The following is a 19863-nucleotide window of genomic DNA, read 5'->3' on the forward strand; positions in this document are numbered from 1 at the left end:
CCCGATGAACATTCCTGCCGCAATCAACACGACATCTGTCCTATTATACGCGTCACTTTCGGCCATCTATAAAAGCGCGCAGGTTCTTCACACTCTGCCGACTAGCGGCCCACCTGCATGCATCAAGATATCCGACACCGAGTATTTGCCGGACATCGACATCATCGTCCCGTGCTATAACGAAAACCCAGAAACGCTACGGGCGTGTCTCGACTCGATTGGCGCCCAGGATTACGCGGGCGCCATCAGGGTTCACGTGGTCGATGATGGATCCGCCAACCGCGATGCGTTGAACGTGGTGTATCGGGAGCACGAGCATGATCCGCGATTCAATGTCCTGCTTCTTCCACAGAATGTGGGAAAGCGCAAAGCGCAAATCGCCGCGATACGTTCTTCGACCTCAGAGCTCATACTTAACGTAGACTCGGACACCACTCTGGCGCCGGACGCAGTAAAGAAACTCGTGCTGACAATGAGCGACCCATCGGTCGGTGCAGCCATGGGTCAATTGGTAGCCAGCAATCGCCGCGACACGTGGCTGACCCGCCTGATCGATATGGAATACTGGCTTGCGTGCAACGAGGAGCGCGCGGCTCAAGCGCGCTTTGGCGCTGTGATGTGCTGCTGCGGACCGTGTGCAATATACCGGCGCACAGCGCTTCTTCTGCTGCTGGACCAGTACGAAACGCAAATGTTCCGGGGCAAGCGCAGCGATTTCGGCGAAGATCGCCATCTGACAATTCTCATGCTCGCGGCGGGCTATCGGACGGAGTACGTTCGAGATGCAGTCGCCGCGACCGTGGTTCCAGATAAGCTGCGACCGTACCTGCGCCAGCAATTGCGCTGGGCGCGCAGCACCTATCGTGACACCCTGCTCGCCCTTCGCCTTTTGCCTCGTCTTGACCGCTACCTAACTCTTGATGTGGTAGCGCAGAACATTGGCTCTCTGCTGCTCGCCATTTCAATGATCTCCGGCTTTCTGCAGATCGTGCTCACAGCCACAGCTCCTTGGCAGGCAGGCTTCGTTATTGCTTCAATGACGATGGTCCGCTGCTCCGTTGCTGCCATTCGCGCCCAAGAGCTTCGATTTCTTGGATTTTCAGTGCACACACTCATCAATCTTTTGCTGCTGCTTCCTGTAAAGGCATACGCTCTATGTACCTTGGACAACAGTGACTGGCTTTCCCGCAGTTCTGCCGTCAAAGACCGCGGCGAGCACCGTGTTCCCAAGAGCGAGTAATGCGTAGCGTCGCGCGCGCTGCGGAATCTTCCTTAAACAGTGGTCTGTATACAGTTCTGGCTCCATGTCTAATGCAACGATCACCTTCTCGAGTGTAAGGAAATCCTACGGCGGTAAGCTTGCTGTCGATGGATTGTCCTTCCGTGTGGAACCCGGCGAGTGCTTCGGTCTGCTCGGGCCTAATGGTGCCGGCAAAAGCACTACCACGCGAATGGTGCTGGGTATGGCGCTGCCTGACGCAGGCGTGATTACCGTCCTCGGAGAACCGGTGCCAGCGCGGGCACGCCTGGCGCGCAGGCGCATAGGTGTCGTTCCGCAATTCGACAACCTGGAGCCAGGTTTTAGTGTGAGCGAGAACCTGCAGCTCTTCGGGCGCTACTTTGGGATGAGCACAGGCGAAATCGAGGCGGTGGTTCCATCCTTGCTGCAGTTCGCACGCCTCGAGGACAGGGCTCACACACGCGTCACCGAGTTATCGGGCGGGATGAAGCGCCGCCTAACCATTGCACGCGCGCTCATCAACGATCCGCAACTTATTGTCATGGACGAACCGACGACTGGGCTAGATCCGCATGCACGCCACCTCATCTGGGATCGATTGCGCTGTTTACTCGCACGCGGCAAAACAATTCTACTCACTACTCATTTCATGGAAGAGGCAGAGCGATTGTGCGATCGGCTATGTGTAATCGACAGAGGACGCACCATTGCTGAGGGGGCACCTGATGCATTAATCCACGAGCAGATTGGAAGTCACGTTCTCGAGATATATGGCGGCAACCCACATGAACTAAAAGCGCTGCTGATGCCGTTTGCGCAGCGTACGGAGGTAAGCGGTGATGCACTGTTCTGCTACACGGCCGATCCACAACTGGTATGCACGCAACTGCGCGAGCGCACAGGTCTGCGTATAGTGCAACGTCCCGCGAACCTGGAGGACGTTTTTCTTCGGCTGACCGGACGAGAAATGAAGGATTGAATAATGCGCGAAGTGTTTATGATTGCCCTACCCGGCAACGCCTGGAACTGGCGCACTGTATGGCGGCGCAATTATCTGGCGTGGAGAAAAGCGGCACTTATCTCCCTTCTCGGCAACCTGGCGGACCCGATGATGTACCTGTTTGGTCTCGGCTTCGGCGTCGGAATAATGATAGGTCACATCGACGGCGCTCCTTACATTGCGTTCCTAGCGGCTGGAATGGTTGCGACAAGCGCCATGACCTCAGCGACTTTTGAAACGATTTACGCTGCCTTCGCTCGCATGCAAGTTCAGCGCATGTGGGAAGCCGTGCTCTGCACCCAACTGACAATTGGCGATGTTATTCTTGGCGAATTGGCATGGGCCGCTACAAAAGCCCTTCTCGCGGGCTCCGCCGTGATGGTGGTTGCGGCGACGCTCGGTTACGCGGCGTTTTCGAGCATCGTATCTGTGATCCCTGTCGTTTTTCTCACTGGCCTCGCTTTCGCGAGCGTGGCAATGGTACTCGTCGCAATCGCGCCGAGTTATGACTATTTCGTTTTCTACCAGACGCTTGTGCTTACGCCCATGTTGTTCCTGAGTGGTGTCGTCTTCCCTGTGGGCCAACTGCCTGGCGCGCTTCAATACCTTGCACAGTTCCTGCCGCTTGTCCACTCCGTTGAATTGATCCGTCCGGCGATGCTTGCACGTCCGGTCGGCGACATGGGGCTGCATCTGGGCGTGCTTTGTGTCTACACAATACTGCCGTTCTTCCTGTCTGCGACACTGGTCCGGCGCCGCCTGATGTCTTGACGCTGACGGCGTTGCGCCTCAGAAGCAGTCTTGTGATAAGCGTCGGACTGGGGCTACATCCGAACCACCGCTTTCAACCTAATTAAATGCACGCCATGACCCACTTCATGCCGAAAACTCAGCCGTTCGTGATTCTCGGGATGCCTAGAACCGGCACTCACTATCTGGAAGAACTGCTGAATGCTCATCCGAACGTTTTGAGCAATGGCGAGTTGCTCAACACCCACGACACCAATTGGCCTGACACCAACCGGTTTAGGTGCAGCAATCGGGAACTTCTCGAACTTGCCTATCTTCGCTATCCGGTCCAAAAGGGAAAGGCGTACGCCACGCATATCGGTTGCAAGATCAATCAGCCGCAATTTCTGGAACGCCCCGGGTTCTTTGAAGAATTGGCACGGTGGCCATGCCTGAAGGCGATGCTTGTAGTCCGCAGGAATACGCTGGAATCTCTGCGATCCCTGGTGCAAGCGAGACAAAGTGGTGAATGGCTGAAGTACGGTTCGGACAATGGATCAGCTCCGCCTCCGCAGGTCGCGTTGACTATTGAATTATGCGAAGCCTACTTTAAGGCTGCAGACGATTTTCATCGTCAAGTCGTCGACTCTTTTGCGCCAGAGAATCTGCTTTCAATAGACTATGAAAACCTCCTCGATGACCCCGCCGGATGCATGGAAGCGGTGCAGACGTTCCTTGGGACTTCCGTGCATCCCTGCTCTCACAGGACGGCGCTTCAAAGGCAGGAAGTACGGCCTCTGGAGCAAACCGTACTCAACTTCGAAGAGTTGAAAGGTCACTTCAGTCGCGGGCCGTATGAGAGATTTTTTGAAACAGCGTGAGATGGACTTTCTCGTGATCGCATGACCCATGTTCGCCCATGTTCATTTTCATAGAAACAGCACCAAATCTATCCTTCTAGCAAGTCTGCTATCTAAAGATTCATTTTACGATCTTTGCGTTTCCTACTGGCGCAAAATCCCGAATGCGATGCTTCCGCCTTCTGGGCAATCGCACGCCACGGGTTGCGCGTAAACGCAACTGAATAAGGTAACTTTCCATGTCCTCAAATGTGCAGTGGAAACTGTGCTGGGAGAATGAGCTCCAGCTTTCCGATCATCTCGAATTGGCCCAGTTTTTCCGGACAACGTATGGTCCAACCGGACCGTTCAATGCAAAGCCGTTCGACGGCGGTCGAAGTTGGGCCGGGGCGAGGCCCGAACTCCGCGCCATTGCCTACGATTCGCAAGGTGTGGCGGCGCACATGGGTTCGTTGCGCCGCTTCATCAAGGTTGGCGCAACCGACGTGCTGGTGGCGGAGCTGGGTCTGTATGGAGTGCGGCCAGACCTGGAGGGGCTCGGAATCAGCCAATCCATTCGCGCGATGTATCCTGTATTGCAGGAGCTTCGCGTGCCATTCGCATTCGGCACCGTCCGCCAGGCTTTGAAGAACCACTTCACCAGGTTATGTCGACATGGAATGGGAACGATCATCTCGGGGGTTCGCGTCCGTTCAACGCTTCCCAACGTTCACCTCGATTTGCCGGCAACACGTGTTGAAGATGTACTGGCGGTGATTTTGCCGATTGATAGGGGTATGAGTGAGTGGCCGCACGGGACTGAAATCGAACGCAATGGCCCTGAGCTATGACTCACCTGCATCTGCACCGGACATGCGGTCAGCGGCTCGATCTGTCCCGCAGCGAGATTTGAACGCACACTCTCAGGAAAGCTAAATTGAAAAACGTAGCGCATTTTGACTTGTTGCGTCGGGAGTTGGACGCGGACGATCCGTGGCAACTGGACAGTAGCCCTTTCGAGCATGAGCGTCATATTCAGATGCTTCGATTATCGCTCGCTAAAGGTCCCGTTGCCAATGCTCTTGAGGTCGGATGTGCGGGGGGCGCGTTCACAGAGAAATTGGCGCCATACTGTGAGCGGCTCACCGTGATGGATGTGATGCCGCAAGCGCTTGCGAGGACACGCAAGCGGCTAAATTACCCTCCGAACGTGAACTGGATCGTTGCAGACGTCCAGCACTTTTCCAGCGCAGAGCGGTTCGAACTGATCGTAGTCGCGGAGGTTTTCTACTATCTCGCCGACATCGCCAAAGTGCGGGATGCTATCCGCAAACTGGCATGCGTACTCGCGCCTGACGGCCAGTTGATATTCGGTTCAGCACGTGACGCCAATTGTCAACGCTGGGGACATATTGCTGGTGCTGAAACGGTGCTGAAGATGCTAAACGAACGGTTCACCGAGATTGAGCGAGTCGAGTGCGTCGGCCAGTCGTCCAATGAGGATTGCCTGCTCGCACGCTTCCAGAACGCAGTGCATTTTTCCCATCAATCAGATTTCCCTCGCTAGGGTGAAAGATACCATGCGCATCTGTGGCCTCAAGCTGACACACGACGCAGCAATCGCCGTTGTCGAAGACGGAAAGCTCCTTTTTTGCATCGAACAGGAGAAGCGGGACAACAATCCGAGATATCACGATATACGGAACCTCGATGCAATTGAAACGGCATTAGCCGAGCACGGTCTACGGACTGACGACATCGACGAATTTGTGATCGACGGCTGGGACGGCGAAGTGACGTCGCAGTTTCAGGTGCTGAGCGGCCCCACCCCAATCGTCCTCGAGGGTGCCCCCTATACGGAACGAAAAAACGGCGATCTTCTGGCTTCGGTCGACGGCACTGGGCTGCTGATCGGTGGCAAGTCATATCGGTACAGGAGCTACCCTCACGTGTCCGGCCATGTCGCCGCCGCATACTGCACGAGTCCGTTCGCACAACTTGGGCAACCTGCGTTATGCCTGGTGTGGGATGGCGGCATGGTGCCACGGTTGTACCATGTAGGACGCGACGACGTGCGGCTCATTGACCAGCTGTTCCCCATCATCGGTCAAATGTATGCGGCGGCCGGACATCATTTCGGGCCGTACGCAAAGGCGGCGGGTGCGGAGTGGGACCTGGGAGTGGCCGGAAAGCTAATGGCATACATCGCCTTGGGGTCAGTCGACGAAGAAATCGTTGCTATATTTCGCCATCTTTACCTTGAACGCTTTGCAGGCGACACAGAACTTGCGCGAAACTATCGCCAGAATCTCCACCTTCCGAGTACATCGCTCGCAGCGATACGCAATTTCTTCCACGCATGCGTGCCGGAGCTGCAGGCTAAACCTCCCGAAGACGTACTCGCCTCTTTCCATACTTTCCTCGAGCGCCTACTCGTCCGCGAAATGGAAAAGGCTCTGCGGCGCCATTGTATTCCTGGGCCGCGCAACCTGTGCATATCCGGCGGATGCGGACTCAATATCAAATGGAACAGTGCATTACGCGCAAGTGGCTTGTTCGATGCTACCTGGATTCCGCCCTTTCCGAACGACAGCGGTTCGGCGATCGGCACCGCATGCTGCGCAATAGCCGCGAACGAGGGCTTCATGCCGTTAGAGTGGTCGGTATATAGCGGCCCCGCAATGAAAACGGGCAACCGAGCGGCCGGCTGGTCTGCGTCACCTTGTTCCCTAGCTGAACTTGCACATATTCTCGCCGAAAATAGGCCCGTCGTTTTCCTTGCCGGACGCGCCGAGCTGGGCCCCCGAGCACTTGGGGCGAGAAGTATTCTCGCCGCTGCGACTTCGCCGAGCACGAAGGCTCTTCTCAACGATGTCAAGCATCGGGAATATTTCCGTCCTGTGGCGCCCATATGTCTTGAAGACCGGGCGCCTGCTGTATTTCTCCCAGGCACTCCAGATCCCTACATGCTGTTCGATCATCAAACACGCGACGAATGGCGGGACAGGATACCTGCCGTCGTGCATCTCGATGGTTCTGCGCGATTGCAGACCATTGCAAGGTCATCCGAACACCCTGTAGCGCAGCTGCTAATCGAATACGAGAAGCTCACAGGCCTTCCCTTGCTTTGCAACACCAGCGCCAACCACCTGGGACGAGGCTTTTTTCCCGATGCTGCGTCGGCGTGTGAATGGGGAGGTGTCGAACACGTTTGGTGCAATGGTCTTCTATTCACCAAGACATGCAGAAACGAGATATCGGCGTCAATCGACGAGCCGAAATCTTTTCGGGTTGCATGAATTGGGATCTTCACCGCAATGCCGCAACAAGTGAGCGCAAGCTCATACCCCGACCGCACCGATCTAAGTAGGCAAGTATGGCGAATGAGCCTTCGACTTCAGAGTTGCATGCGCACGGCTTCCGGGTTCCCCCGGAGGCAAGAGCACGCTTGCTTCGGCAAACACCGGCCATTCTCTGGTTTACCGGCCTATCAGCCGCGGGAAAGTCGGCTATTGCTGACACCGTGGAGGCGCGTCTCCATACAGCCGGCCGACTCACCTACATTCTTGACGGCGACTCCGTCAGGCTCGGTCTATGCAAAGACCTTGGCTTTACCGATGCAGACCGTCACGAGAACGTACGGCGCGTCGCGGAGGTCGCAAAATTATTGGCCGACGCCGGCATCGTAGTGTTGGTATGCCTCATCTCGCCGTTCCGCCGCGATAGGGAATTCGCCCGGTCTACGGCGGGCAGCCATAATTTCGCCGAAATCCATGTTCACGCGAGTTTAGCCGCGGCGGAGGCCCGTGACCCTAAAGGGTTGTATCGGCTGGCAAGGCGCGGCGCGATCCAGCGCTTCACTGGCATCGACTCCCCGTATGAGGAGCCGACGGATCCAGACGTCTTGATTGACACATGTTGTAAGTCCGTCGACGAAGGTGCCGATATGGTCCTGAATTGGCTCCACCGTTCTGACCGTTGCCATCATTCGTGATTGCATACACGCTTCGCAGCAACACCGTTGAACCAGGGGGAGTTCTGCATCCAAATATTGACAACACTCATCGCTCGCAAGCCAGGTAGATAGATGAATGACGAGGTCCATTGCAGCTCCGGTCGTGCACGTTTGCGTCCGCAATCTTGCGCGGTAGCTTTTCACTGCACAACAGGCCGGGTTGTCATGTGTGCCGCAGTAATCGCTGGAGTGTTCCCACTGCTCGGCTCGCTGGCCAGCTGCACGGTCGGCCCCGAATACCACCCTCCAGCGCCACCCACGATTCAGCGTTACACACCAACGCCTTTACCTGATCGCACGGCATCGTCGCAGGGCGAAGCGGGACTTGAGCAGCGGTTTGCGGCCGGCGGCGACCTGCCTGCTCAATGGTGGACGCTCTATCGCTGCGAGCCGCTCAACACGCTGATAAGCGAAGCACTTGAACACAGCCCAACGATCGCAGCAGCCAGTGCCGCGCTACGCCGGGCCGCCGAGGATCTGCGCGCACAAGCAGGGAGCGCACTCTACCCATCTGTCGATGCCAAGCCCAACGCTCTACGTGAAAAGCTGAACGGCGCGACGTTGGGGCAGCCCAACGTCAACAAAATACTGACTCTATACAACGCATCAGTAAGTGTTTCGTATGATCTGGATCTGTTTGGTGGTGTTCGGCGCGAGCTCGAATCGCTGGGCGCGCAGGTCGATTTTGAGCGCTTTCAGCTGCAAGGCGCCTACCTCGCACTGTCGGCAAACATCGTCACGACTGCCGTCAAGGAAGCGTCGCTGCGTGAGCAGATCAGCGCGACCGAGAACATTGTAGCCGACGAGGAGACGCAGCTTGGCGTTCTGCGCAAGCAATTCGAGTTCGGCGGTGTGGACCGGATTGCCGTGCTCGCGCAAGAGACGTTAGTCGCGCAAACACGGGCGACGCTACCGCTGCTGCGGCAGTCGCTTGATCGGACTCGACACCAGCTTGCCGCGCTTTCGGGCAGATTACCGAGCGAAACAGGTGTGCCCGAATTCACGATGTCGATGTTCACGCTGCCGCAAACCTTGCCGGTCAGTCTGCCTTCCTCGCTGGTCCGGCAGCGACCGGATATTTTGGCCGCCGATGCCGTGCTGCACCAGGCGAGCGCCGAGGTCGGAGTCGCCACGGCAAACCTCTATCCACAACTCATGCTCTCCGCGAATTACGGCCCGCAGTCTTTAACGCCGGCTGGCATGCTGAAGTATGCCGACATGATCTGGAACATCGGCGCGGGACTCACCCAACCAATATTCCATGGTGGGCAGTTGACCGCAAAGAAAAGGGCGGCGGAAGCCGCATTTGACGAGGCCAACGCGCGATATCGGCAAGTCGTGCTGCTCGCATTCGAAGATGTGGCGGATACATTGCGCGCACTCGATCACGACGCGGCTGCTCTTGCCGCGCAAACCGAAGCCTCGCGCGCGGCTAGCAGTTCACTGGATGTGACGCGCGGACAGTTTCGAGTCGGCGGAGTCAGCTATCTGTCGCTGCTCGACGCACAGCGCCAATATCAGCAGGCCGTCGTGAATCTCGCGCAGGCGCAAGCAGCTCGCTATGCAGATACAGCCGCGTTATTCCAGGCACTGGGTGGTAGTTGGTGGAATGACACGGCGTATGACGAGAAGGGGCATGCCAACGCCGGTCTCCGCTCCCAGTGAATGCTCATGACGATTGCTGCGCGCTGCATACGTTTCCCGGGCAGCGCGCCAAAGACGCTTGTGCCTCGAGAGTTTGCCGTGCAAGGACACTACGATGACGACGAAAAGACCAACAGGAAAACGGATGATCATCATGCTGATCTGCGTGGGCAGTCTGCTCGGCACGCTGATCGGCTTCAATCTTTACAAAGCGCATACCATTAGTAAATTCATGATGCGCGACGGCATGGCCGCCGCCACGGTCACGTCAGCTGTGGTCAGCTATCAGACGTGGCAGCCACAGCTTTCCGCCACGGGCAGCCTGCGCGCGGTGCGCGGCGTCGACGTGACGACAGAAGTGGCAGGCCTCGTGCGCGAGATCGAATTCAGTTCCGGAGAGGAAGTGAAAGCTGGACAGGTCCTCCTGCGCCTCAACGACGACTCTGATCGCGCACAGCTCGCATCGCTACAAGCTGCCGCGGACCTTTCGCAAACGGTTTACACGCGCGACAAGGCACAGTATGAGATTCAGGCCATCTCAAAAGCGCAGTTGGATGCCGACACTGCCGAACTGAAGAGCAAACGGGCGCAAGTCGAACAACAAGCTGCCCTCGTCGCCAAGAAAACCATTCGCGCACCTTTCGCAGGACGCGTGGGGATCACCACCGTTAATCCCGGCCAGTACATCAGCCCGGGGGACGCAATTGTTACCCTGCAAGCCGTCGATCCCATTTACGTCGACTTTCATCTACCCCAGGAGCAACTGGGGCATCTCGAGGCCGGACAGCACGTCGCCGTAAATACGAGCACATTTGCGAGCCTCAGCTTCGGCGGCCAAGTCCGCGCGATAAATCCGCGCGTGGACAGCACGACGCGCAACGTGCAGATCGAAGCGGTCCTGGACAACCGCGAGCGCAAGCTGTTGCCCGGCATGTACGCGAACGTGAAGATCGATGTAGGTAGCGAGCAGCGCTATCTGACCTTGCCGCAAACCGCGATCGCGCACAATGCGTACGGTGCAACGGTATTCGTCATTAGACCGAGCGAGCACAAAAACGCGCACGGTGAAACGATGCCGGTGGCGCAACAGGTATTCGTGACGCCGGGGCCCACGCGCGGCGATCAGGTGGCGATCCTGAAGGGTCTCGACGAGGGCGCGCAGGTCGTCACGAGCGGTCAGCTCAAGCTACAGAACGGCACACCGCTCGTCATCAATAATCGTGTGCTACCTGCGGACAGCCCTGCTCCGACGCCTCAGGAGCAGTGAGAAACCGCCCGATGAAATTCACCGACATTTTTCTCAACCGGCCGGTCCTCGCTTCAGTGCTGAGCCTGCTGATCCTCGTACTAGGCTTGCGTTCGCTCTCCACGCTGAAGGTCAGTGAATATCCCCAAACCCAGACGGGCGTAGTCACGCTTACCACTTCCTATTACGGGGCGAGCGCCGACACAATGGCTGGGTTTATCACGCAGCCGCTGGAGGCCGCCATCGCTCAGGTGCAGGGCATTGACTACATGTCGTCGAAAAGCAGCACGGGCGTGTCGACGATCAACGCGACGCTACGCATGAGTTATGATCCGAACCGCGCACTCACCGAGATCAATACACAGTTAGCGTCAGTGCGTAACCAGTTGCCACGCGAGGCCCAGCAGCCGGTGCTGACGATGCAGGTGGGTCAGACCACCGACGCGATGTATATGGGCTTCTACAGCGACGTGCTGCCGCCCAACAATGTCACCGACTATCTGCTGCGCGTCGTGAAGCCGAAGCTCGACTCCATTCAGGGCGTGCAGACCGCGGAGATACTGGGCGGTCGCCAGTTCGCATTGCGCGCATGGCTCGATTCAACCAAGCTCGCAGCGCATAATGTCACTGCTTCTGATGTCTACACAGCACTCGGCAACAATAACTACCTCGCGACACTCGGCACAACAAAAGGCCAGATGACCAGCGTTAGTCTAAACGCGCGTACCGATGTCCATTCGGTGGAGGACTTTCAGAAACTGGCTGTCAAACAGAAGAACGGAGTGATAGTGCATCTCGAGGACGTTGCCAATGTCGTGCTAGGCGCGGACAATTACGATTCCAGCGTCGCATTCGGCGGCAAGCGTTCTGTGTTTATCGGAATCAAGGTAGCGCCTGACGCAAACGTGCTCGATGTGGCCAGACGCGTTAAAGCGGTGTTTCCCGATCTGAAAAAGCAGTTCCCGACGGGGATGGCTGGTGATATCGTCTACGACGCGACAGACTTCATCAACAGCGCGATTGATGAAGTAGTGAAGACGCTCGTCGAGGCGTTACTGATTGTCACGGCCGTTATCTTCCTCTTCTTCGGCCGTTTGCGCGCCGTCATCGTACCCGTGGTCGCGATGCCGCTTTCGCTGATTGGCACGTTCTTCATGATGCAGTTGCTCGGTTACTCGATCAATCTGTTGACGTTACTCGCGATGGTGCTCGCGATTGGGCTCGTGGTCGACGATGCGATCATCGTCGTTGAGAATGTCGACCGCCACATGAATGAAGGCAAGCCTCCCATGGAAGCCGCGCTAGCCGCCGCGCGCGAGCTTGCCGGCCCGATTCTGGCAATGACCGCCGTGCTGATCGCCGCATATCTGCCTATCGGCTTTCAGGGCGGCCTGACAGGCGCCCTGTTCACTGAATTTGCGTTCACCCTTGCGAGCGCCGTCGCGGTGTCAGGCGTGATTGCGCTAACCCTGTCGCCGATGATGTGCTCGCGCATTTTCCGGAACGTGCACGAGTCCGGGCGTTTCGCCGTTTTCGTCAATCGACAGCTAGATCGTGTGCATGCCGGCTATGCCCGGCTCTTGCATGCGGCCCTCGACACATCTTCCGTGTTCGTCGTCATGGGAGTTATGCTGCTTTGCGGAACCGTGTATCTCTTTTCGACATCGCAAGCAGAGCTTGCGCCGCAGGAGGACCAAGGCATCGTGCTATCGCTGATCCAGGGGCCGCCTAATGCCACAGTCCAGCAAATGCAGACATACGCCGATCAGGTATTAGAAATGTCAAGGCGCTTGCCCGAGTATGCCCAGATGTTTCAGTTGACCGGCCTGCCGACATTGAATCAGGGCTTCGGCGGCGTGCTCTTCAAGACGTGGGACAAGCGGAAACGAGGCGCAACCGACCTACAACAGGACCTTCAGCAGAGGTGGAATAGCGTTGCTGGTGCTCGTGTCGCCGCGTTCCAGTTCCCGCCTTTGCCGGGCGCACAGGGTTTCCCCGTGCAATTCGTGATCAGCACGACAGAGCCCTTCGAGAATCTCGACGAGGTGACGAAAGCCGTGCTTCAGAAAGCGCGTGAAAGTGGCATGTTTCTCTTTGTCGATAGCGATCTAAGGATCGACGAGCCTGAAGCCGTCGTCACGGTTGACCGCGACAAGATCGCGTCGCTCGGCCTCACGCAAAGCGATGTGGGACAGGCGCTAGGCGCTGCACTCGGCGGTAACTACGCAAACTACTTCTCGATCGCTGGCCGCTCATACAAGGTGATTCCGCAAGTCCAGCAAATAGATCGACTGAATCCGTCACAGGTACTCGACTATTACTTGCGCACGCCGGACGACAACATGATTCCGGCGTCGACGGTTGCGTACCTGAAGCAAACGGTCGTCCCCGAATCGATCAATCGGTTCCAGCAACTCAATGCGGCAACGATCTCCGCTGTGATCTCACCTAGCGTCTCCCAGGGCGAAGTTCTCGACTTCCTTCGTAAATCCACGACCGACGCAGCTCCGGCAGGTTACAACACCGACTACGCAGGGCTATCGCGCCAGTTCATGCAAGATTCTGGTAACTTCCTGGTCACGCTCACGTTCGCAACGATTATCGTGTTCCTTGTGCTTTCAGCGCAGTTCGAAAGCTTCCGCGATGCGCTAGTCATTTTGGTATCCGTCCCAATGGCGCTCTTCGGTGCTCTCGTCTTCATCAATACCGGCTTTTCGACGCTCAACATCTATACGCAGGTCGGACTTGTCACGCTCATGGGGCTCGTCAGCAAACATGGGATTCTTATCGTGCAGTTCGCGAACCAGCTTCAGCGCATGGGGCGCGGTAAGCGAGAAGCCTTGGAGGAAGCCGCAGGTGCACGCCTGCGCCCGATCCTCATGACGACGGTCGCCATGGTGCTCGGCGTACTGCCCTTAGTCGTCGCCTCGGGCGCGGGCGCAGCAGGCCGGAACGCAATGGGCCTGGTGATCTTCACCGGACTGTCGATCGGCACTGCGTTCACACTATTCGTCGTACCGGCAATGTATATGTTGCTGGGTGCAAATCATCAAGGGGCGCCAAAAGACCAGTCATGAACTGGTCGTCCATCTGTGCAGTAGCGATGTCTTCGCCTATTCCAAATACGCACTCCCCGGCACCCGTGCGTCAGCGTAATTGCCGCGTGAGGACGAGCGATGCGTTGCTTGGCTTTGGATTTCGTGGAGCACGCCTAACCCACCCTTCTGCAGTTAGGGAAGCCAATGCTGGAAGGTCCACTGGTCGTGCTCGTCGAGCGCTATTGAGCTCACAGGCAATGAGATGGAAAAGAGAACAATGAAGAGTCACACGCTTGCAATGCCACATGGATCAAGGTGCCGGCGTCGTGACCCGACACAAACGCGCGGGCGCGACGAGGTTTCTGACCCGATGAAAAGTCCATCGTTGTCACCGCCCTTAAGGTTGACCCAGAGCACATTGTCGGATCTCAGGTATAGCACCTCCATTTTCACACTATCGACACAACTATCCATAGCCCGCGTCAGATTGCTAAAGACATCAATTTTACTTGCTTGATTCCGCTACAGGAGATTGCTATCGTCGATTGCATAGACATTCCGGCGCGGCATTTTCTACTGACGAGCAACACGTTATCGGCAACGAATTATAGGATCTCGACTTGTTCTATCGAGATGCGTGCGTCATTCCCGCCATCATCGTCTTTCGCCTCGATGCATTGCCATTACAGGAGAGGAATCCATGAAAAACTACGTCACATCTTCGAAAGTTCCATCGCCGACCGTCGATCTACTGTATGACTATGCTCCGTTTTTGGAGCGGGGCGCATCTGTTGGGGCAATCGGAACGCTTTCCTCGGATATCGCAAGTCCACGCGTTGCTATCGTGGGGGCAGGCGTCAGCGGCCTTGTGGCCGCGAACGAACTGATGCGAGCAGGTGTAGGCGACGTCACTGTGTTTGAAGCTCGCGATCGCATTGGCGGCAGGTTGTGGTCACAGCCGTTTGATTCAGAGCACCCAGATCTCATCGCCGAAATGGGCGCAATGCGGTTTCCTCCAAGTGCGACCGGTCTTTTTCATTACCTTGACCGGTACGATATTCCCACCACAGCATCGTTCCCCGATCCTGGAGTCGTTGATACGGAACTACATTATCGCGGCGTTCGCCATATCTGGCCGGCCGGAAATCCCCCACCGCCTCTATTCAGGCGTGTACACGAAGGCTGGAGAGCTCTCTTGCAGGATGGATGCGTGATCAATGGCACATCTCTCGTCGCGCCGGCCGAAATTACGGCCATGTTGAAATCGCAGCGCTTTAATGAGGCATGCGCCGCGTGGCAAACATGGCTGGATTTATTTCGCGACAGTTCGTTCTATGCCGCCATCGTCACCATTTTCACGGGTCCTTGCCCGCCTGGAGGTACTGCTTGGGAAAGGCCGTACGACTTCGAGCTATTTGGATCTCTTGGGATTGGCTCGGGTGGTTTTCTCTCCGTCTATCAGGCCGGATTCACTGAAATTTTGCGTCTCGTCATTAACGGTTACATGGACGATCAACGCCTCATCTCGTGCGGAATTTCAACGTTGGCTGAACGTATTGCAAACGAGAATATTTATGGAAGCACCGTCGCCGAACGGGTTCGCTTCAGCGGCGTCGGTCGCATCTACAAAGAAGGTGCAGAGATCAAGCTCGTGACCGACAATAACGAAATTGCGACCTTTGACCGGGTGATCGTCACCAGCAACAACAGGGCGATGCAGATGGTTCATTGCTTGACAGATGACGAAACGTTTCTCAGCCGCGACGTTTCCAGAGCAGTCAGAGAAACTCACCTGACTGGATCGTCAAAGCTCTTCATGCTCACCCGAGACAAGTTCTGGATAAACAAGAAACTGCCCGTCACCATCCAGTCTGACAGCTTCGCACGAGGCGTATACTGCCTTGACTACGAACCTCACAATCCAGATGGTCGGGGTGTGGTTTTGCTCAGCTACACTTGGGAGGACGACGCTCACAAGTTGCTGAGTGTTTCAGACAAAAAGGAGCGGTGCGAGTGCTTCGTCGACGACCTGTCTACCTTCCATCCAGAACTTGCGCGTCACCTCGTCCCTGCAGATGAGGACTATGAACGCTGCGTCCTCCATCATGACTGGCTGACAGATCCGCATTCGTCCGGCGCCTTCAAGCTCAACTACCCAGGTGAGGATGTCTATTCGCAGCGTCTGTTTTTTCAATTCCAGACGGCAAACGATCCAGCAAGCGATACAGGGCTCTACTTGGCAGGATGCGGCTGTTCTTTCACCGGTGGGTGGATTGAGGGAGCCGTGCAGACAGCGATCAACAGCGCATGCGCCGTTATACGTAGCGTCGGGGGTGATCTTTTACCTGGCAACCCTCTTGACGATATACGCAGTGCCTACTGCTACTAATATCGCACTCCCCGACCTCCCACGTGCAAAATTTCATGCATTTTCAAAACACTCTTGAATCGCTTTGCGACGTCATAATGTCTGGAACAGTTACAGCGGAAGAGATCCGGGATCGCGCACTGAACGCCGAAGCTAACCAGACACATCTAAACTGTTTCATACGTGCTCGCAGCCCGGAGGCGCACTTCGCGAGAGCGAGGGACAATCTGAGAGGCGCGCCACTCTACGGCATTCCTTTTTCTACAAAGGACAATATCTGCGTCAAGGGACTCCCTGTAACCGCCGGGACACCGGGCATGGAAGATTGTATAGCCACACGCGACGCACTTGTGGTCAGAAAGCTCAAATCCCTCGGCGCCGTCGTCGCCGGCAAGAACAACATGCATGAACTGAGCTTTGGAATCACGTCCGTCAATCCCCATTGGGGAACCGTGGGCAATCCGGCGGCTCCGGGCCATTTGGCCGGCGGAAGCAGCGGCGGCTGCGCCGCAGCTGTGGCAGCGGGTATTGTCCCGATGGCGATTGGAACCGACACTGGCGGCTCGGTGAGGATACCTGCGGCCTTTTGCGGCATAGCGGGTTTCAGACCAACAAGTGGCCGTTGGTCTTCAGCCGGAATCATTCCGGTTTCACGCACGAAGGATTCACCGGGCCTCCTGACGCGAACGGCAAAAGACGCTTTGTTTCTATACGACTTGCTGAGCTCCGATAGCCAAATCCCGTCAAAACAAACAAATACTCGCTGTCGAATCGGTCTTCCACGCTCCATGTGGGACGACTTGGATGATGATGTTCGGATGCATTGCTGGCAGGCGATCAGGCGTCTCACTCGCGCAGGCTTTCAGTGCGTCGACCTCGATGACGCGGTTGTTTCCGAATTAAATAAGTTCGGCACTTTTACTATTCCAGTCTACGAATTTTTTACGGACTTTCCGCGCGCACTGCTCTCGTTTGGATGGGGAAGTAGGGTTAATGCTGTGTTCGACAACATCCATGACAAGTGCGTGAGGAGCATCATTCACCAACACCTTGACGGAAGTCTGATCTCCGCGAAAGACTATACCGCCGCAGTACAGAACATTAACGCTTTGCGGCTACAAATGAATGCGCTGCTCAACGCCCAAGGGATCGATTTTCTCGCTTATCCCACTGTCCCGCGCAGCACTCCTCACGTTAGCGATGCACAGCGTCCAGGACTATTCGCAGACGTAATACGCAACACCGACCTCGCCAGCAATGTCGCAATGCCCTCCATTACCTTGCCTGTGGCGCCGAACGATGCATTACCCGTGGGAATAAGCCTTGATGCCGCACGCGGCCAAGACCGCCGGCTCCTCCTGATGGCAGCCGCTGTGGAAGAGATTCTTGCTTCGTAGCGTACGCGACTTTCAGCCGCGCTGGCGCTGGACTTCCAAACGCTCACGCACTGCTCGGAGGTAAGCAATCCATGCAGATTTCGTCGCAAAGAATAAGCATGCTTTTTGACGCGGGTAGCTTTGTGGACCATTATCCAACGGCGGACGCCCACTTCCTCTGCGGCGAGGGACTAATCAATTCGGTCAAGTCGTTTCTGGTCATGAATCGTGGACAAGACTGTATGTTCAAGGGAGCCGGACAATGGCGTACCGCCGAGCAAATCATAAGCACAGTGAATCAGGCCCGGGACCAGCGGGCTCCGTTGATCTACATTCAGGATCATCCGGGAGAGGTGGGCAGTTTCGATACAACGAAAGTAATCTCGTCGGATATGTCGAGATTGCTTTTGTCTCCAGCAGGCATGGGCAGGGTCAGCGCGTCGCTTGCAGACTTCGCAGAAGCCAATCTGCTGATCTCAGCAATACTAGGACCGACGTCAGGCCCGTTGGCTCTTCCGATTATGCTCGCCGATCTGGTGTTGATGACTGAGAAAGGGGCTCTATGTATGGGCCGTCCGGATATGGTGAAGGCGATGCTGGCTGAGCAGTCAGATCTGTATTCGCTTGGCGGAACAGACGTTCACTGCAGGGGCTCGGGGTCAGTTCAGCTCGCGTTCAAAGATGAACGCCGTTTATTTGAATGCGTAAGAGATTTTCTACGCTGCCTCGTCAAAGACACAGCGCTTGAATATGAGGAACCCGACGCAGTCGATTTTGAAAATCTGATTCCATCCAATCACCGCACCCCCTACGACATGCATCATTTGCTGCTCTCTTTTGTCGACAAAGGCAGCTTCACTGAAACAAACGCCGAATACGCGCGAGAAGCACTGACGGGCTATGCGCGCATTAAGGGACATTTCGCGGCAATCGTGGCAAACAACCCGCGATTCAACAGCGGCGCCATCCACCGGAAATCCGCGGCCAAGATGGCAAAGATGATAAACATTGCTGCAAAGACCAGCATGCCAATCATCTTCCTTGCCGACGTTCCCGGGTTCATGATAGGCAGGGAAGCTGAAAATAGCGGCATATTTTTGGCAGCAGCGGAGTTGTTCAGAGCACATGTCAGATGCAACGTACCTAAGCTACTCCTTGTCGTCCGAAAAGCCTACACCGGCGGCGTGTATGCGATGAGCGGCCCCGGATTCGATCCAATAGCCGTGCTGGCGTATCCCCAGGCGCACATCGGCGTTTTTAGCGCGGACACGATGAGCAAAGTGATGTCTGGTGCTGAAGGCGCTATTAAAGACACTATGCGAAAGCTATCGGACGAGATCCAGAATCCAAATCTCTTGAAGGCTGATGGCCTGATTACAGACGTAATAGAAATCGAAGAAACTAGACAACAGGTTGTCAGATATCTGTTTCCGACGTGACACGGTCTGTTCCTCACGGAAGATTTGAGCGTACGGCCGCGCGCAATGGCGCCTCGAAGAGGACCATTTTGCACCATCAAAAGCCCTCAGGAAGTTTGAGCAAAATCGAGGCTCTGACGATGCGCAATCAGCCATACCTGATCGTTTACCTCTACATAGAACCGGACTGCCGCCGCAGAATTTGGAAGAAGGTCGCAGAAACTCAGGTGCTCACGTGAAGTTGCGCGCCTGCGCCTTACTGCCATCGCGACGTTCCACGTACGTTGCCATGCCCGAGTTCCTGCATCGTGTCGGTAATTTGCGCGCATGTCCCTGTTTCACCCGATCGTCTGTCGGGGACAACGTGGCGAAGACCGTCGCGCGTGCCAGCGAATTTGCTATCAGCCGCTAATCGTCGGCGTTGTCAGTCCAGCACCGGGACTTCTGACATTACCGCCTCGAGTGGCGTTGTTGCATAAATCTGGCCGCGACATGCTGACGTTTACGCGCAACACCGTACGGGCGTGGCTCTGATAACAGTTCGGTTTCCTGCGTACATTCTCGATTTTTGCCGAGAAGATGCGCAAGGACACGACCAGCAAGCAATCGAGTTCGAAAGCCGAATACCGCGTCAAGAACTGGGCGCAGTACAACCCCCGATGGGCAGTTCAAACTCCTCCACTTGTGGGCGGCTAAATTCCCCCAGGCAGGACGAGCGGATTATGCGTCGGATTCCTCAGTGACGGCAAGCCTGGCAGCGGCTTCACGGAGACGATAGCTCTTGCCTTCAAACTCGAGGAGTTTGGAGCGATGCAGCAGACGGTCAAGGATCGTCGAAGCCATGGTGCTGTCGCGAAGGTAGCGCCCCCAGTCCTGGACGACGCGGTTGGACGTGACGAGGATGCTGCGGCGTTGCTTGTAGCGTTGATGGACGAGGGTCTGCAGCAGTT

At 56.3% G+C, this 19863-nt stretch carries 15 protein-coding genes; 14 read left to right on the forward strand and 1 reads right to left on the reverse strand.

The window, feature by feature from the left end:
* Positions 1-4: 4 nt before the first annotated feature.
* The 14 genes from nodC to E1N52_RS38185 all read left to right on the forward strand — a co-directional run bounded on the left by nodC (position 5) and on the right by E1N52_RS38185 (position 18934).
* Positions 5-1240 (forward strand): chitooligosaccharide synthase NodC, encoded by a 1236-nt coding sequence (nodC, locus tag E1N52_RS38120; protein WP_133189682.1) that lies wholly within the window; start codon positions 5-7, stop codon positions 1238-1240.
* A 64-nt stretch (positions 1241-1304) separates the two neighbouring features.
* On the forward strand, positions 1305-2219 hold the full coding sequence (gene nodI / locus E1N52_RS38125; protein WP_133189684.1) for a nodulation factor ABC transporter ATP-binding protein NodI: 915 nt from the start codon (positions 1305-1307) through the stop codon (positions 2217-2219).
* Between the two features lie 3 nt (positions 2220-2222).
* On the forward strand, positions 2223-3011 hold the full coding sequence (locus E1N52_RS38130; protein WP_133189686.1) for an ABC transporter permease: 789 nt from the start codon (positions 2223-2225) through the stop codon (positions 3009-3011).
* Between the two features lie 107 nt (positions 3012-3118).
* Positions 3119-3850: a sulfotransferase gene (locus E1N52_RS38135; protein WP_281282819.1), complete on the forward strand. Its 732-nt coding sequence runs from the start codon at positions 3119-3121 to the stop codon at positions 3848-3850.
* A 218-nt stretch (positions 3851-4068) separates the two neighbouring features.
* Positions 4069-4659 carry a NodA family N-acyltransferase gene (locus E1N52_RS38140; protein WP_133189688.1) on the forward strand — a complete coding sequence of 197 codons (591 nt, stop codon included), beginning with the start codon at positions 4069-4071 and terminating at the stop codon, positions 4657-4659.
* A gap of 86 nt (positions 4660-4745) precedes the next feature.
* Complete coding sequence (nodS, locus tag E1N52_RS38145; protein WP_133189690.1) at positions 4746-5375, forward strand: nodulation methyltransferase NodS; 630 nt, start codon at positions 4746-4748, stop codon at positions 5373-5375.
* Between the two features lie 13 nt (positions 5376-5388).
* Positions 5389-7107 carry a nodulation protein NodU gene (gene nodU / locus E1N52_RS38150; protein ID WP_133189692.1) on the forward strand — a complete coding sequence of 573 codons (1719 nt, stop codon included), beginning with the start codon at positions 5389-5391 and terminating at the stop codon, positions 7105-7107.
* A 77-nt stretch (positions 7108-7184) separates the two neighbouring features.
* Entirely contained in the window at positions 7185-7802 is a 618-nt protein-coding gene (gene cysC, locus E1N52_RS38155; protein WP_133189694.1) for an adenylyl-sulfate kinase, read from the forward strand.
* 186 nt (positions 7803-7988) lie between these two features.
* Positions 7989-9488 (forward strand): efflux transporter outer membrane subunit, encoded by a 1500-nt coding sequence (locus E1N52_RS38160; protein WP_425468199.1) that lies wholly within the window; start codon positions 7989-7991, stop codon positions 9486-9488.
* Between the two features lie 94 nt (positions 9489-9582).
* Entirely contained in the window at positions 9583-10734 is a 1152-nt protein-coding gene (locus tag E1N52_RS38165) for an efflux RND transporter periplasmic adaptor subunit (RefSeq protein ID WP_133189698.1), read from the forward strand.
* A gap of 11 nt (positions 10735-10745) precedes the next feature.
* The gene (locus tag E1N52_RS38170) at positions 10746-13790 is read left to right on the forward strand and encodes an efflux RND transporter permease subunit (RefSeq protein WP_133189700.1); all 3045 of its coding nucleotides are present in this window, start codon (positions 10746-10748) and stop codon (positions 13788-13790) included.
* Between the two features lie 661 nt (positions 13791-14451).
* The gene (locus E1N52_RS38175; protein ID WP_133189702.1) at positions 14452-16140 is read left to right on the forward strand and encodes an NAD(P)/FAD-dependent oxidoreductase; all 1689 of its coding nucleotides are present in this window, start codon (positions 14452-14454) and stop codon (positions 16138-16140) included.
* Between the two features lie 35 nt (positions 16141-16175).
* Positions 16176-17516: an amidase family protein gene (locus E1N52_RS38180; RefSeq protein WP_133189704.1), complete on the forward strand. Its 1341-nt coding sequence runs from the start codon at positions 16176-16178 to the stop codon at positions 17514-17516.
* Between the two features lie 71 nt (positions 17517-17587).
* The gene (locus tag E1N52_RS38185; RefSeq protein WP_133189706.1) at positions 17588-18934 is read left to right on the forward strand and encodes a carboxyl transferase domain-containing protein; all 1347 of its coding nucleotides are present in this window, start codon (positions 17588-17590) and stop codon (positions 18932-18934) included.
* A gap of 699 nt (positions 18935-19633) precedes the next feature.
* Here E1N52_RS38185 and E1N52_RS38190 read toward each other — a convergent pair.
* On the reverse strand, positions 19634-19863 hold a 230-nt coding region (locus E1N52_RS38190), incomplete at its 5' end, for an ATP-binding protein (protein ID WP_165979312.1).

The sequence above is a fragment of the Paraburkholderia guartelaensis genome, from assembly GCF_004353905.1.
Lineage (GTDB): Bacteria > Pseudomonadota > Gammaproteobacteria > Burkholderiales > Burkholderiaceae > Paraburkholderia > Paraburkholderia guartelaensis.

Coding starts and splice junctions, on each gene's coding strand:
- E1N52_RS38170 (WP_133189700.1), top strand. CDS start 10,746: ATGAAATTCACCGACATTTTTCTCAACCGGCCGGTCCTCGCTTCAGTG.
- nodU (WP_133189692.1), top strand. CDS start 5,389: ATGCGCATCTGTGGCCTCAAGCTGACACACGACGCAGCAATCGCCGTT.
- E1N52_RS38180 (WP_133189704.1), top strand. CDS start 16,176: ATGCATTTTCAAAACACTCTTGAATCGCTTTGCGACGTCATAATGTCT.
- E1N52_RS38160 (WP_425468199.1), top strand. CDS start 7,989: ATGTGTGCCGCAGTAATCGCTGGAGTGTTCCCACTGCTCGGCTCGCTG.
- nodC (WP_133189682.1), top strand. CDS start 5: ATGAACATTCCTGCCGCAATCAACACGACATCTGTCCTATTATACGCG.
- E1N52_RS38185 (WP_133189706.1), top strand. CDS start 17,588: ATGCAGATTTCGTCGCAAAGAATAAGCATGCTTTTTGACGCGGGTAGC.
- E1N52_RS38140 (WP_133189688.1), top strand. CDS start 4,069: ATGTCCTCAAATGTGCAGTGGAAACTGTGCTGGGAGAATGAGCTCCAG.
- E1N52_RS38135 (WP_281282819.1), top strand. CDS start 3,119: ATGCCGAAAACTCAGCCGTTCGTGATTCTCGGGATGCCTAGAACCGGC.
- E1N52_RS38165 (WP_133189698.1), top strand. CDS start 9,583: ATGACGACGAAAAGACCAACAGGAAAACGGATGATCATCATGCTGATC.
- E1N52_RS38175 (WP_133189702.1), top strand. CDS start 14,452: ATGAAAAACTACGTCACATCTTCGAAAGTTCCATCGCCGACCGTCGAT.
- E1N52_RS38130 (WP_133189686.1), top strand. CDS start 2,223: ATGCGCGAAGTGTTTATGATTGCCCTACCCGGCAACGCCTGGAACTGG.
- cysC (WP_133189694.1), top strand. CDS start 7,185: ATGGCGAATGAGCCTTCGACTTCAGAGTTGCATGCGCACGGCTTCCGG.
- nodI (WP_133189684.1), top strand. CDS start 1,305: ATGTCTAATGCAACGATCACCTTCTCGAGTGTAAGGAAATCCTACGGC.